This window comes from Metabacillus hrfriensis (assembly GCF_030127205.1).
Classification (GTDB): Bacteria; Bacillota; Bacilli; order Bacillales; family Bacillaceae; genus Bacillus_P; species Bacillus_P dongyingensis.
In genome coordinates this window covers 1867627-1882745 of the sequence record NZ_CP126116.1, presented here as the reverse complement: position 1 = coordinate 1882745, position 15119 = coordinate 1867627, and the positions used below count along the sequence as shown (strand labels likewise).

The following is a 15119-nucleotide window of genomic DNA, read 5'->3' as shown; positions in this document are numbered from 1 at the left end:
TCCATTTTTTTATCTTAATAACCGCAGTCCATTCAGGATAACAAGGATCGTGCTTCCTTCATGTCCGATTACACCAAGCGGCAAATCGAGCACCTGCAGGAAATTCGAGCAAATCAGCAGTGCAATAACTGACATTGAGAAAATGATATTCTGTTTCACAATCTTATCCATTTTCCTGGAGACTTCAATGGCTTTTTTCAGTTTGGTCAAATCATTTTTCATCAGGACAACATCCGCTGTTTCAAGGGCGACATCCGTTCCTTCGCCCATTGCAATTCCTACACTCGCCGCAGCCAGTGCTGGAGCATCATTTATGCCGTCCCCGATCATTGCTGTATGACCGTACTTCTTCCCAAGTTTCTTCACTTCTGCCACTTTATCATCAGGTAGGCATTCCGAAATAAATTGGTCTACTCTTGCAGCACTTGCCACGGATTGTGCTGTGGACTCATTATCTCCAGTCAGCATGACCGTGTGAATTCCTGCTTTTTTGAGCTCATCAATCGCTTGAACGGCATCCTTTCTGAGCACATCCTGAAGGCTCAGAACGGCCGCGATCCCGCTATCATTTTTTACATAGACAATTGTTTTCCCCTCATGTGCTCTCTCTAAGCCGAATGCCGCCATCTCGTTCTCTTCCTCATTTTCCGCGACGGGCTTTCCTACACTCCACATTTCATTCTTCCATTTGGCCGTTACGCCAAAACCTGATTGCTCCTGTACATCCAGCATTTCGGGATGAAGAGATGGATATTTCTTTTCGATATAGCTTACAATCGCCTTTGCAAGCGGATGATTGGACTGCTTTTCAATTGACAGCACCGCTTTGAACACTTCAGCTTCATCTGCATTTTTGCTGATTTTCACATCTGTCACAACAGGTTCCCCTTTTGTGAGCGTCCCTGTTTTGTCAAAAGCAATTACCTTCAGCTTGCTTAACTTCTCTAAATGAACTCCCCCCTTAAATAGCAGGCCATTTCTTGCACCATTAGAGATGGCTGACAGAGTCGCAGGCGTTATAGATGCGACCAGGGCGCATGGTGAGGCCACCACCATCAGAACCATCGCCCGGTAGAAGCTCTCATTGAAGCTCCACCCAAGCAGAAAATGCGGCAAAACCATCATCAAGGCAACGGCAATCAATACACCTTTTACATAAGTTCCTTCAAACTTCTCAATAAATTGCTGTGAAGGCGACTTTTCTGACTGAGCAGATTGAACGAGCTTAATAATCTTCTGAAAAAGGGTTTGATCGCTGTTTTTTGTTACTTTTACTGTTATAGAACCATTAATATTAACTGTGCCGGCGAAAACAGTGTCTTCCGCTTTTTTCTCAACAGGGATGGATTCACCTGTAATTGCTGCCTGATCAATACTTGTTGTTCCAGATGCAATTTCACCGTCTGTCGGAATTCGTTCACCTGGCTTTACAGCAATCAAGTCTCCAATCTCAAGCGATGAAACATGAACTCTTATTTCATTGCCGTCTTTAAGCAGGGAAGCCTCCTCAGGCTGAAGCTCCATCAGTGCCGAGAGCTCACGCTGGCTTTTGTTCAGTGTAAAGGTTTCAAGCGCCCCGCTTAATGCAAAAATAAAGATTAAAATGGCGCCTTCAATCCAATATCCAATGATTCCTGAACCAATAGCTGCAAAGACCATCAGCAATTCTACATTCAGCTTTTTCTCATCAAGTGTTTCCTCAATTCCTTCTTTTGCTTTCGCATATCCGCCAATTAAAAAAGCTGATATAAATAAAGCTGCAGCTGCGGTCCCCTGATTTGTTTGAATGGCCCATCCTATCAAAATAAGGATTCCAGAGACAATGGCAGCAATCAATTCCCCATATTCTTTTAGTCTATCAAATTTTGTATTCTCATCATGTTCCCGATGATATGCATTTTCATTTACAAGCATAGTATACCTCCCTAATTGAGAAAAATAATCATCTTCATTAAGCATTATAAAAATATAAATGCTGCTGTTGAACAGCAGAAACCCCAATAAATCAGCTTTGGTGAATTAGTATATGTCTCATTATACCAAAACGTGCCCAAAACTCAATTAAAAATTATTATTATTTTTATTTAATAATAATTATCAATAAGATCACAAAAAAAAGACTGGTCATAAACCAGCCTTTGAAAATTGGAATATATATTTGACGCGGTAAAGCCCATTTTTCGTTTTTTCTTCAAGCGGTATAGCCAAAAAGGTTATATAGTAGTTTCCAGCCGGAATTTCATAGACTAATTTTTTTGATAAAATACTTTTGATTTCAACAGCGCCATTTACGACACGAAACGGTACTTTGCATGTAAATTCAGGTTTGAAATTCAGCTGGGGCTGATCTTGTACTACTTGAATTTCTGCAGATGAATTGGACAATGCAGCAAATGAAACCGCAAATTCATCGGCAGCGTACCCTTTTTCATAATCCTGCCCCGACCATTCAAAATGCGGAGAACTGATGCCAATATTTGAAATGATTATTTGATGATAGGATACAAGAATTTCATCTTTTCTTTTTATTTCCTTCATTTACTCACACTCCATTACGAAATTCAGTCAGTGATAAATAAAACCCTCGTGCCGTCAGGATAATTCTCAAGCTGATTGCCGACCCACGCACTTGCTCCGCGATTATCAGATGGAGTGACATAGCGGACTGATGCACCTGCTCCTCCTTCTTCGCACATAGCCATCGGCCATTCATCTCGATCGTATCCAGTCTCAGTAGGGATTCCGGCAAGGCTCTCTTCCCTTCTCTCCTCTGCTCCATCACGTTCAATCGTACACACATCGGAGTGCCCGGCAGCAATGGCGTCCCTGACATGATCTCCTGTTTCAGGGTACCTATCCATAAGAAAATATAAGATTTCATCATAGGCCGAATAAGCAGCAGCTTTCCCGGGAGCCAGTCCCTCAAGTAAACCTGCGAGTGCCATCATAACAAGAATTAGTCCAATAACTATTTTTCTCATTTCCAAGTTTATCCTCCAATGTGTTTTTTTCCTTCCTCTTCAATATAATTCATGATTGAAAAGAGCAGTTTAAGCCTATCTAAAACGATTGTTAAGACTGAATGTCAGTTTTGTAAATCTAGTTTCATAGGCACCCTACTTATGGATGAAGAAATGTTATTTCTGATAATTCAAAGGAAATTCAATGAGCAGAGAACAAAAGATATGGTTCGCTTCAAACTTTTTACAAATACTTGATATTAAGGAAAAGGAATCCATTAAAAGATATAGAAAATCTTAATAAAGGAGTTGTTATAAAAGATGCTTCATGAGAAAAAAGTGACATTGAGAAGGTTAAAACCGGAGGATATCCCATTATTATGGGAGTTTATATATGGACAGGCAGAGCCTGAATGGAAAAAATGGGATGCCCCCTATTTCCCGATAGGTACAATGACAAGAAAAGATTTTGAAAAACAAAAAAAGAAAGAAACGAAAGATCCGAATCCGGACAGGATGTACATTGAAGTAGAGCAGCAGTTAATCGGCATGGTTACCTACTACTGGGAACATCAGCCATCAAACTGGCTTGAAGTCGGCATTGTTATTTATCAGCCATCTAATTGGCATAAAGGTGCGGGCACGGAAGCCTTGAAGCTTTGGATACAGCACTTATTCGATAAATATAAGCTGATTCGAATCGGTTTAACAACCTGGTCAGGAAATACAAGAATGATCAGAGTGGCTGAAAAAACAGGTATGAGAGAAGAAGGCAGAATCCGCAAATGCAGATTTTACAAAGGTTCCTATTACGACTCTATCAAGATGGGCATGCTTAGAGAGGAATGGCTTGCCGGATCTTTAAAAAAAGTATAAAAAAAGCGTTTTATCCCCAAAATAGAAGCAGAAGTCAGCTTTTCTATTTTGAGAGGAGGACATGTAGATGGCACTAGTCGTCATTTGCAGACATTGCAGCGGAGCAGGCAAAATCAGAACGAACCCCTTCATTCCTCTTGCGAAAAAGTGCATGCAGTGCAATGGGACCGGTAAATATCAGGAATTCACCTATAAGAATTAAAAAAAGCGCAAGCGAGCAAAAATTTTAAATTCTAATTTCAACCAAAAAGGAAGCATTCCAGAATGCTTCCTTCTTCTTTTTCTACTTTAAATTCACCAAAACATTATATACAAAAAATAAAAGGCCGATCACCGTTGCGGTTGATCCGATGATTGTAAGCAGCAAGAGACTATTCGTTCCCGAAACAGTAAATACAAGGCCAACCATCATTACCGGCAGTCCGATATTATGAAGCCAAAAGTGAGCCTTTGCCAAAAAATGATCCGTTAACTCAGGAAATAAATAATATAAGATTCCGGCAATTGTAAGTGTCGTCCATCCGAGTAAATTAATATGAACGTGAACTGAAGTGAGTGTATAATCATCAGCAATCGACATATAAAGACCGAGCAGAAGACCTAAAGCCAAGTATAGAACAGAAAACTTGATGGTTTTTATCCCCATTTGATTACCTCCCGTCTTTTTAAGATACAATCTAATTTACGCTCTTCAGGCGCTTATTTAGAAATTGTCCATTAAAAAAGAAGGGAGATCACTATCCTTTAATCCATTACACCTATGCTAATGACTGAAACTGTAATGGCAGTTGTTAAGTTCATCTTCTGGTAGAGGCTCCTCCATTGCTCATTGGAAAGATCACTTTTATCGAATGTACTCTTGTACGTTATACCAAAACCAGCAGGATCTGATTCTTTTTCCTTTAAAATCTCTATTAATTTCTTTGTTTCTGATTTGATAGTGTGTTTGATGGCCTTTTCTAAAACCCTCGTCGTAATTTGCTGGTCTGAAACCAGTTCTTCAGATACTTCAAGCAGCCTCGCTTCCATCTTAATGTCAACATTAAAATCAGGGCTTTTCTTATTTTTCACACTGATATCTGACGTGCTTTTAATATTGTCAATGGTAATAAAAACAGATTCATCCCCTTTTTTCTCGACTATTGCTTCTTTCATGACTTCTCTTGGAAGTTCCATTTCAATCGAGCCTGATTTGAAATGCTCGCGGATCAGTTTCAAATAAAAGGATTCTTCGGGTGTAAGCACTCCAACCATCTTATCTTCGTTAAATAGAGCCATCCCCTCAATGGTGACTTTTTTTTCGTTCATCAGACTGATCATTGGCAGAATCGGATCCATACCTACTTCATAGTACGTTTTGAGGAATTCATGAAGGGTGCTCGAAATCGTTTGCTCACTTTTAATGTTCTGCTCAAGCAGTCTGTACAGATACGTTCCTACATTTGTCGTGATACTTAAGTTTTCCGCTGAAAGAATAGAGGCTGCCTCAGGAGAAGCTACGGCCAAATAGCTCATGGTCCCGACAGAAGCATCTCTTGCAAGTGTGTCTACAAATGTGTAGATTCCCCGTCTAGCAAGCTCCTCTCCATACAGCGAGACACGCAGCTGCCCAGAAACTAGATGATGGCTTGTTTCCCGGTTCATGGCTTCCCTGATTCCTTTGCTTGTATTTGCTTCTGATGTCAGCATTTGAGAGACATTCTGACGGGTTGGGTCAAATTGAAAAGCCACTGTTGTGCCTTTAATTTTATTTTGATTGCCAAGATCATAGCCAACTGCTGTAATCATGCCGATTCTCTCAATATATTTTTGTTCCAGGCAACCAGTCAGCATGAAGCATAAAAGAACGAGAATGAGCTTCTTCATATTGATTTTCCTTTTTTAACTATCATTTTTTTAATCAGCGTCCATCCGTAGATAAAGACGATAAATATGACTGTTGCAATAAAAGCAAAGGTGCTGAAGCGATCCGTGAACTTGATGGTTTTGTCTACTGTATTCAAGGTGAAAACAAGACTCATGACAAAGATGGAGGTGACGATAATGGACCACTTGTCCTTCATTCTGAATGTTCTCTTCAGTCCTTGAAAAGCTGCCCACATATAAAATAATAAGTTAGGAAGAATGATGACCATCCATAGGGAAATCGCGATAAATTCAAATCGCTCCAGATTAGGAATTCTAACAATCTTAAGCATCGTAAGTGTAGCCCAGACCGTTTTTTCCAGCTGCTTTGGACTAAAGTACACAATCGCGACAATCATTAAGACTAATACTAGTATCGTTGTAAAAAAAAGGCCCAAGTGAGCAAATTTTTGTGCTTTCTTTTTATCCTTCAAATAGGGATAGACAAACATAATGACTTCATAGCCAAGCATGGTCAAAGTCATTCGGTAAGCACCCCGCAGCAATTCCGCCGGAGATGCGGACAGAACCGGAGACAGCATCCTCCAATCAGCATAACTGAGAGGCTGAAACAGCATAAAGATCATCCAGGCAGTGATAAAAATAACCAGGAAACTTGCCCCAAATAGGACTCTTACGCCTCCTGTCACTCCATAATAGGTGAGAAATAAGAGAAGGGCCCCAAGAAGCCATTCGGGCATCTCAGGAAATATCCATGTTTTCACAATAAGAATATAGTCAACAAGAATGACCGAAAATGCAAGAAGATGATAGATCACATAAGTCATGTTAAGAAGGCTGCCTATGTATTTTCCAAAAAGATCACCATTAATGCTATATAAGTCTGCACTCTCATATTGCTTTAAAATGCTGAACATCATAAAAATGAGCACATGAATCCCTAATGCAGCCATAATAATTGAAATCCACGCATCCTGTTTGGATTCCATAAAAATAATCCGCTGAAAGCCTGCAATGCCAACTCCGTTTTGAACACTGAAAATGAGAGCAGCGAGCAGCCATGCCTGAACCATCTGGTTTTTAGGAGGGGATAAATTTATTTTCATGTCAGTACCTGATTCTTATTCATCAGTATCCCTCTTCTTTTCAGCAAGTCTTCGCGGAAACATTTCATTATCAATTGGACTGTTAGTGATCGGCCTTTTCGCAAGATATTGTACTGGCAGACGGAAGAGAGAATACTTAAGATCCTCTTTGCGGAATGGATAGATCGGAGCAAGATATGGTCTGCCGAGCGTTGTTAATTTTAAGAGATGCAGCAGAATAAAGCATAACCCAAACATAATGCCGATTAATCCTAAAAAACCTGCTAGAATAATCATAGGAAAACGGGCAATGCGAATGGCAGAACCCATCATATAGCTTGGAGCTGTAAACGATCCAAGCGCACTTAGTGCGATAATGATGATTAGAATATTGCTTGTAAATCCGGCCTGAACAGAAGCCTGCCCAATGACAATACCCCCTACAATCCCCATCGTCTGGCCGACTTTTGTCGGCAGCCTTGCCCCAGCCTCACGGAGAAGCTCAATAATAAACTCGAACAGCAGGGCTTCAAAAACGGGCGGAAAAGGAACATTCGCCCTTGACTGGCCTAGGGATATCATTAATGCAGACGGAATCACCTCATAATGATAGGTAAGAGCTGCAACATAAGCAGGTGTTGCAAAAACAGAAATCAACATGGCCGCAAAACGCAGAAATCGAATAAACGTGCTTAAATTCCAGCGCATATAAACGTCTTCCGTTGATTCAAAAAAACTTAAAAACTGAGTAGGTGTTAGAATGGCAGTCGGACTGCGGTCTACTAAAATGCCTACCTTTCCTCTTAGGATGGAATATGAAAATCGATCAGGAAGCTCTGACAGCAAAAATTGAGGAAAGATTGTAAAGGAATTATCTTCAATAAGCTGAACCAAGACAGAGCTATCTAAAACATCATCAATGACAATATCGCTGATTCTTTGTTTTACTGTCTGAACATTCTCTGGATCTGCAATATCCTCAATATATACAATCCGAATTTCCGTTTTAACTCTCTCGCCAATTGTAACTTTATCTGTCCGCAGTTTCGGGTCATTAATATTAGCGCGGATCATGTTGATATTTTTCCCGATGGATTCCGTAAACGAAATTTTCGGCCCGAATACCAACGACTCTGTTTCTGCTTTATCAATCGACCTTTCGTCTATATGGGGAATATTTACAAGCAGACTTTTCTTTTCTTTTGATGAATACAAATAAACAGCGCCTGTCAGCAGAGACTGAACGGCATGCTCCCTGCCTTCTGCCGCAGAAATGTTTCCTGTACTGATAATCTGATTCAGTTCCTCTATGCCAATGCTTGTGCTGCTCACTTTCTGAATCGGTTTAATAATATCTTCGCTCAAGCTCCTGATGTCAACTAAGTTCACCAAATAAGCGATTAACACAGCGTTATTGTCACTGCATAAAATGGTGCGGAATGTCAAATCCGGATTACTGGACATCGCCTTTGTCAGTCTTTCTCTTACTTCTTGAACGGAAGGAGGCTGAGTGCTGTCCCCTGTTTGCTTTTGCTTAAAAAACATATCAAACAACTCCGATGCCAGGTGGTTCTTTTAGTGTTTCCATTTATGCCATTTTCATGAAAAAAGATCATAATAAAAAGCACCTTAAACAAGGTGCTTTTATTCCTACATAAACATTCCTACTAATACTGCTGTAATAAAACTTGCTAATGTTCCCCCGGCGATCGCCTTTAATCCAAGTTTAGATACAAGGGGACGCTTCGCAGGCTCGAGTGATCCCAATCCGACGATCAGCTGGCCAATGGATGACAGGTTGGCAAAGTTACAAAGAGCAATCGAGAGAATGGCAACTGTTTTAGGATCTAACTCATCAATCATTTTACTTAAGTCAAGATAAGCAACAAATTCATTGACTGATAATTTCGTTCCGATAATAGAAGCTGCTCTGAAAGCATCCTCAAACGGAATGCCAATCATGATGGCAAATGGATAAAATACATAGCCAAAAATCGTTGACAGGTCCGTTCCAATCAGGCCAAGCCCTCCATTGATCAGGGCCAGAATACTTATAAATGCAATCAGCAGACCACCGATGTTCAAAGCAAGCGACACGCCGCTGACGGCTCCTTCAGCGATTGCTTCAAAAACATTCGCATGCTTCGTTTTTTCCATGGCAACATTGTCATTTGTTTTGGAGATCTCTGTTTCAGGCTCTAAAAGCTTGGCCGTAATTAAAGAAACAAACGGAACGCTGAAAACTGAGATGAGCAGATATTTCATGTCTATTCCCATAAGTGAATATCCGACAAGAATTGCACCGCTGGCAGAGGCTGTTCCCCCAACCATGATTGCAAATAGTTCTGATCTTGTTAAATCTTTCAAATATGGCCGCACCAGCAGAGGAGTTTCAACTAAACCTAAAAATGAATTTCCGACAGCACTGAACGTTTCCACCTTAGTTGTACCTAAAAGTTTGCCGATTGATAAACCAATTATTCTAACGACGAACGGAATAATTCTTAAATAATACAGGGCTGAAATAAGGGCTGAAATAAAAATAATGACAGCTAGTACATTTATTGCAAAAACAAATGTAATATTCGTTCCTTCACCATAAAACCCGCCAAAAACAAACTCAATGCCTTCACTGCTGAAATCAATTATTTTTTGAACAGCGAATGCCGCTTTCTCTAAAATCATCTCTCCTGCTTTTACCTTCATTACAAATAATATCAAAGCAGCTTGAAGCAATAACCCGATGCTGATTGTTTTCCAGGGAATGCTTTTGCGGCTGCTGCTTAAAAGCCAGCCAAGAATTAATATACCTGCAAGAGATAAGATTCCGTATAAAATACTCAAATGAATGCCCCCATTTATTAAAATCATCAGTCGTTTTCCAATCATGATTAGCGCGGTCAGATGTCTGACGTCTTAAAATAAATAAAAAAAGAGGCCCCTGTTCAAGACTTTATAAAGAAAGCTTGAACAATGACCTCTGCGTCAGACAACCTGTTCGTACTCTCCTTATAGTCCGGCACTTTAAGGCTGCCAGGTAGAAACTTATGGACCATATCTCCATGATTATATAAGGAAAACGTATGAAGTTATCTCCGTATTTTACAGCGGGACAATTGCTATTTCAATCCTTTTTCTTATTATCAAACTAGCAAATGTATTTCAATCTTTCAGAACCATCAGTAAACACTGTTTCTGCGCTCTGTAAGCCAAAGGGTAATCCCGATTTTCTGGCAGATTGTCACATAATGCATAAGCGTTAATAACACAATGCCTGTATTCATGCCAAGTATAATCCCAGCCATTTGCAGCGAGGGCTGTGATCCAAGCAAAAACATCATGCCAAACGAGACGATATGCGACCAGACAGTATGGTAAAAAGCGTCTTTCACAAGCCCAAGTCCGATTAAATAAGCCTGCATGGGAATGACGAAAAAGTGAAACAAAAAGTACGGCCACAGCAGCTTCAGATAAAAGGCTGCCTGATCAGATGAGAAAAAAAGCGATGTCAGCGGTTCAGCAAAAAGATAAATAATAAATACGGCCGGTATTCCGTAAAGCATAGTAAAAGACATCGATTGCTGGAGAAGGACCCGCAGCGTTTTTGTATCCTGCTTGCCGTACGAATCAGACACGTTTGGAATCAGCATGATCATTAAGGAATGAGCAATAAATGCCGGAAAGAAGCCAATTGTCATCGCCACTCCAGTCAGCATGCCAAAATGCTCAGTTGCAGCAACCGTGCCGAATCCTGCTGAAATTAAGGCTGTCTGGATTAAAAAAGGCTGAATGGCATTCGTAATGGCATGAAAAATCCTCAGGCCTGTAGTCGGAAGAGATACAGACAGCAGCTTTTGCCTTGCATGTTTGCCGGTTGTAAATGTGTTGTTCTCATTTTTCAGAGCATGCATATGTACAAAAAACACACTGATCAAATAGACAAATACAATCAGTTCACTGCCTATAAAAGCACTGAGCGCAATCAGCAAAGCATTTTGATCAAATTGAAAAATGGTGAAAATGAGCAGCAGCACACTGAATTGCACAGTTTTTCTTAAAAAATTAGAAAACGCAATCTTGCCCATCTGCTGAACACCCATAAAATATCCTCTCGCAATCGAAGAAAACGACGCAATGGGAATTAGGCCAATAATCAGCCATTTTACAATCGGATGAAATCCCTCAAGCAAAGGTGTAACTGAAAAAAGGACGATGCTTGCCAGCAATACAGCAAGGGTAACAACTATTGTCATCTGCAAGGCGTGGCGCAGCATACTGTAATGCAGGACCCGTTTGTTTTCAGCAATGTATTTTGAGATAGAAATCGGCAGTTCAAGACTTGCAAGGACCGCAACTAAAAATATGACAGGCAAAATGGACATATACCTGCCCATTCCTTCTTCACCAAGCTCTCTGGCTAAAATCATGTTGACGAAGAATTCGACGCATTCACTGAAAAAAGCGGCAACGATCAATAAGAGGGTTCCTTTGAAAAAAGAATTCATGCTGACTCACTCCTTGGCGAAGAACTTTCTAAAAGTCTATGAGACAAGTCATTGAATTATTTTAAAATTTGTTTTTATGTTCGTTTTTACCTAATCAATTACACCTGTTTCAGTTATCATGACCTCTGGCTTAATCTCTACAGACAGTTTTGGATAGATCTCTTTCCATTCTTTTTTTCCAAACCCTCTAATCCTGCTTTCCAATAGATCTTGGATTCCGAGAGGATCAATATCCGTTTCTTTAAATTGTTCGATCAATTGTTTAGATTCGTTTATAATCTCTTTTTCAAATGCTTTTTCCATTTCACTTTTGATTTTAGGTGTAATCATTCCTCCGGTATACTGCTGAACAATTCCGCTGATTTTTACTTTTATCGTAAGTTTGGTTGGATCATTCTTATTTACTTCTATTTTGCGGTTAGAGAAAATGGTTTTTACCGCTGCTAGCTCCTTTTTCGGCAGTTGAAGTGAATAGGTTCCTTCTGTATATTTATCAGCAATCAGTTTAAAAAAAATCAGCTTTTCATTTGGAATTTCACTGACCATCTTGTCACCTTTAAATAGCGCAAGTCCATCAAGTACTACAGTATCACTTTCCCCCTTTTTCAAAATGGGCAAATAGGGGTCACTGTCCTTTGCATACAAATCATATATAAAAATGTGCAAGTTCGTTTTTGGCATATCTCTGTTTTCAATATTGTGACGGATCAGGTTTGCAATATATGCGGCCGCTCCTCTGTTACCAAATTTCGCCTTCATAATGGAATTGGCACTCTCTCTTCCAACTGTCAAATAGACTCTCGATCCTACACTTGCATCCCTCTGAAGTGTATCAACCAGAGTAGTAAGCCCTTTTTTAGCAATTTCCTCTGAATAGATGGCAACTGACATTTTCCCCAGAACAAGAGGGTCAGATGATTTACGCTGAAGGTGAGTTAAAATATCCTTGCTCACTTCCAAGGACGTGGTGTCCTCAATGATCTCACTTTCCACTGGAGCATCCTTCTTATATACGGGTATGACAACAGTTCCTTTTATTTGATCGGAGCCTTCCATGTCATAGCCTGCTACCGTAATAATATTGACATCGTCCAATATTTCTTTTTCTAAACAGCCTGTTAAAAGCAGCAGCGGAATGAATAGAACAATCATTTTACGTTTCAACCTTCCGTCCTCCCTTCCATTTTCGATAAATTAAAGTGAGTAAGTACATTAACGGAATGTAAGCTATAAATAAATAGAAACCTACCTCACCAAGAAGATTATTAATAAAATTAATCTGTTCACGTTCTTTAATAAAATTTACAGCTGCATAACAGACGGCGACGACAATCAAGATTGTGTATTTCTGTTTTATCTTCACAATTTGTTTTATGCCTCTGCTTGCACACCAGAGGGTTAAACAGACGTTCGGCAAGATGACGAGGTTCCAGTTTGCGATCCCAATGTATTCAAACCTCTCCACAAACGGCATCTCAACAATTTTCCACATAGTCAGTGTTGCCCATACGTTTTTCTGAAGCTGCTCTTCACTAAAATAAACAATGCTAAACAGCATAATAATCAAATAGAAGAATGTTGTAAGAGCTGCACCCATGTGTGCCCACTTTTTTGATTTTTCAGGATTTTTCAAGAAAGGATAGTACATAAACAGGGCTTCAAAGCCCAAGATTGACAGTGACATATTCTTCGTGCTTTTCAAAAGATCACTGATGGAATGATCAAAAAATGGCATCAGGTTATTAAAATTCGCAAATTTCAGTGTGAAAAAAAATGTGAAAATCAGATATCCCGGTAGTACTACACCAAAAAAGCAAATCCCTGCTACCACCCGAAACCCGCCATTTAAGATGTAATAAACAAGAATCAGAAAAAAAATGCTGTACATCCAGACATTCAGATCCGGAAACATCCATACTTGTATAACCTCTATATAAGTTCGGAGGATGTTAATAGAAAGAGCCATAAAATAAATAATGAAAATTGCATTTAAGCCATTGCCGATCCACTTGCCAAAAATCTTTTTATGAATATCCAGGATGTTTCCCTCTTGATCCTTTAAAATCTGATAAATTAAAAAGATTGAGATATGAACAATGACTCCTGAAGCAAGAATCGCTATCCAGGCATCGTGACCGGAGTCCAGCGAAATAATGCGCTGAAAGCCTAGTACTCCCACACCAAACTGAAGGGAGTGAATAAGAAAAAACGCAAGAAAATGGGAGACTTGATACCGTTCTGCTATCTTTTTCATCTGAACACCTCACGATCTGCTATTCATCAATATCATGTCTCTGTCTTGCTTTTTTTGTTGAAAATTTATCAGGCTGTTTCGTCCGCAGGGCCATTGGTCTCTTGCTTAATGTAGAGAAAGGAAAACGGATAATCGCATCTTTAAGGTCCCTGCTTCGGGGCGGATAAACCGGCACCAAAAAGGGCCTCCCGAGAGATGTCAGCCTTAAGAGATGAGTAGTTAAAAAACAAAAACATAATACGATGCCAAGTAGACCATACATTTGGGCGAAAATTAAAAATGGAAATCTCAGCAGTCGAATTGTATTGCCCATCTTGTAAACCGGCGTGGTAAAAGATGCAAGTGCCGACAATGCAACGATGATCAGCAGAACGTTACTGGTCAGGCCAGCTTCAACAGATGCCGTTCCAATAACGATACCGCCTACGATACCGATTGTCTGGCCGACCTTTGTCGGCAATCGTGCTCCAGCTTCCCGGAGCAATTCAATTGTAAGCTCCAAAAACAGTGCTTCTAATATAGGAGGCAGAGGAATTTCCCGCCTGGATGTTACAAGCGTGTTCAGTAAATCCTTTGGAATTAATTCATAATGAAACGTCAGTGTCGCTACATATACTGGTGTAACAAGGATGGAAAACGCAACAGCAAACACACGGATCAGCCTGAAAAAAGATGCCAGTACCCAATTTAAATAATAATCTTCGAAGGATGAGAAAAATTCCACTAGAGTTGTCGGTCCGATTAAAACCTGCGGAGATCCATCGACAACTACAGCTATTTTTCCTTCTGCCAGCACAGCAGCTATCCTGTCAGGGCGTTCAGAATCAAGCACCTGCGGAAAAGGAGAATTATGATTATCCGAAATGAATTGGGCAACATAACCGCTGTCGCCTATTTGATCATACGTAATATCTCTTAACCGCTGAGTAATCGTGTTTACATTTTCTTCATCTGCTATGCTGTCAATATAAAGAACAGCAACTTTTGTTTTGGACAAATCGCCAATTTGCATTTCTTTTATTCGGAGCTGCGGCACTTGAATTCTTTTCCGAATCAGATTGATATTAAATTCAATCGCTTCTACAAATGCTTCTTTCGGACCTACTACACTGAATTCAACTTCAGGCAGAGAGATGTCCCTTGCTTTATTCAATGTAGCTCTTAATAATGCACACGGACTTCCATATTCAGAGAATGAAATAATGATATAGCCTTCCAGCAATTTCTCCGAAACTATATCCGTGTCAATCGTGACAATGATTTCTTCAATTGGTACAATTTCTTTCAGTTGATGAAGTGTACTCCATTTCTCCTTGAGTAAAGGAGATAATATGCTCTCATGCAAAGTCTGCGGATCTGCAACTGTCCGAATGTAAGACACCCAGAATTTAACCTCTTTTGCATTGTGCTCATATTGCACAAAATCTGATGAGGCCTTAAAGCAAGTAATTGTTTCAGCCATCGACGGCTTTGGTTTGCCATTCTGCTTATACATCTTGTTCACGATTTCCACCACGCTTCACGATCGTACTTTCCCTTATATTTCCTCCCGCTTTATAAATTATTCAGGCCA

Annotated in this window: 14 protein-coding genes and 1 riboswitch; of the genes, 2 read left to right on the top strand and 12 right to left on the bottom strand. The window is 40.0% G+C overall.

The genetic code is table 11. The features are described 5' to 3' along the window. Nucleotides 1-9 precede the first annotated feature (9 nt). The 3 genes from QLQ22_RS09330 to QLQ22_RS09320 all read right to left on the bottom strand — a co-directional run bounded on the left by QLQ22_RS09330 (nt 10) and on the right by QLQ22_RS09320 (nt 2945). The gene (locus tag QLQ22_RS09330) at nt 10-1914 is read right to left on the bottom strand and encodes a heavy metal translocating P-type ATPase (RefSeq protein ID WP_223441584.1); all 1905 of its coding nucleotides are present in this window, start codon (nt 1912-1914) and stop codon (nt 10-12) included. A 210-nt stretch (nt 1915-2124) separates the two neighbouring features. Next, complete coding sequence (comJ, locus tag QLQ22_RS09325) at nt 2125-2538, bottom strand: competence protein ComJ (RefSeq protein WP_223441582.1); 414 nt, start codon at nt 2536-2538, stop codon at nt 2125-2127. A gap of 23 nt (nt 2539-2561) precedes the next feature. After that, nucleotides 2562-2945: a sporulation-specific Dnase NucB gene (locus QLQ22_RS09320; RefSeq protein ID WP_284016777.1), complete on the bottom strand. Its 384-nt coding sequence runs from the start codon at nt 2943-2945 to the stop codon at nt 2562-2564. A gap of 336 nt (nt 2946-3281) precedes the next feature. Between QLQ22_RS09320 and QLQ22_RS09315 the strand changes: the two genes are divergently transcribed. Continuing rightward, entirely contained in the window at nt 3282-3836 is a 555-nt protein-coding gene (locus tag QLQ22_RS09315; protein ID WP_223441577.1) for a GNAT family N-acetyltransferase, read from the top strand. 67 nt (nt 3837-3903) lie between these two features. Continuing rightward, nucleotides 3904-4038, top strand: coding sequence for a hypothetical protein (locus QLQ22_RS09310; protein WP_275976749.1), 135 nt, complete (start codon nt 3904-3906; stop codon nt 4036-4038). An 81-nt stretch (nt 4039-4119) separates the two neighbouring features. Here the strand turns inward: QLQ22_RS09310 and QLQ22_RS09305 are convergent, their stop codons facing one another. From QLQ22_RS09305 to QLQ22_RS09265, 9 genes are all read right to left on the bottom strand, one after another. Next, nucleotides 4120-4482 (bottom strand): cytochrome-c oxidase, encoded by a 363-nt coding sequence (locus QLQ22_RS09305; protein ID WP_223441575.1) that lies wholly within the window; start codon nt 4480-4482, stop codon nt 4120-4122. 98 nt (nt 4483-4580) lie between these two features. Continuing rightward, nucleotides 4581-5702, bottom strand: coding sequence for a Ger(x)C family spore germination protein (locus QLQ22_RS09300; protein WP_284016536.1), 1122 nt, complete (start codon nt 5700-5702; stop codon nt 4581-4583). Continuing rightward, complete coding sequence (locus QLQ22_RS09295) at nt 5699-6808, bottom strand: GerAB/ArcD/ProY family transporter (protein ID WP_284016535.1); 1110 nt, start codon at nt 6806-6808, stop codon at nt 5699-5701. Before QLQ22_RS09295 ends, QLQ22_RS09300 begins: the two co-directional genes overlap by 4 nt. Nucleotides 6809-6823: 15 nt before the next feature. Beyond that, nucleotides 6824-8332, bottom strand: a complete 1509-nt coding sequence (locus tag QLQ22_RS09290) for a spore germination protein (RefSeq protein WP_284016534.1) — start codon at nt 8330-8332, stop codon at nt 6824-6826. A gap of 105 nt (nt 8333-8437) precedes the next feature. Continuing rightward, a complete protein-coding gene (locus QLQ22_RS09285) occupies nt 8438-9631 on the bottom strand; it encodes a NupC/NupG family nucleoside CNT transporter (RefSeq protein ID WP_284016533.1) in 1194 nt (397 codons plus the stop codon). 148 nt (nt 9632-9779) lie between these two features. Continuing rightward, a riboswitch (purine riboswitch) is annotated at nt 9780-9881 on the bottom strand. 85 nt (nt 9882-9966) lie between these two features. Continuing rightward, nucleotides 9967-11292 (bottom strand): polysaccharide biosynthesis protein, encoded by a 1326-nt coding sequence (locus QLQ22_RS09280; RefSeq protein WP_284016532.1) that lies wholly within the window; start codon nt 11290-11292, stop codon nt 9967-9969. A gap of 90 nt (nt 11293-11382) precedes the next feature. Continuing rightward, entirely contained in the window at nt 11383-12456 is a 1074-nt protein-coding gene (locus QLQ22_RS09275; RefSeq protein WP_284016531.1) for a Ger(x)C family spore germination protein, read from the bottom strand. Continuing rightward, nucleotides 12446-13546 carry a GerAB/ArcD/ProY family transporter gene (locus tag QLQ22_RS09270; RefSeq protein WP_284016530.1) on the bottom strand — a complete coding sequence of 367 codons (1101 nt, stop codon included), beginning with the start codon at nt 13544-13546 and terminating at the stop codon, nt 12446-12448. Before QLQ22_RS09270 ends, QLQ22_RS09275 begins: the two co-directional genes overlap by 11 nt. Before the next feature lie 19 nt (nt 13547-13565). After that, entirely contained in the window at nt 13566-15041 is a 1476-nt protein-coding gene (locus tag QLQ22_RS09265; protein WP_284016776.1) for a spore germination protein, read from the bottom strand. Between the last annotated feature and the right edge of the window lie 78 nt (nt 15042-15119).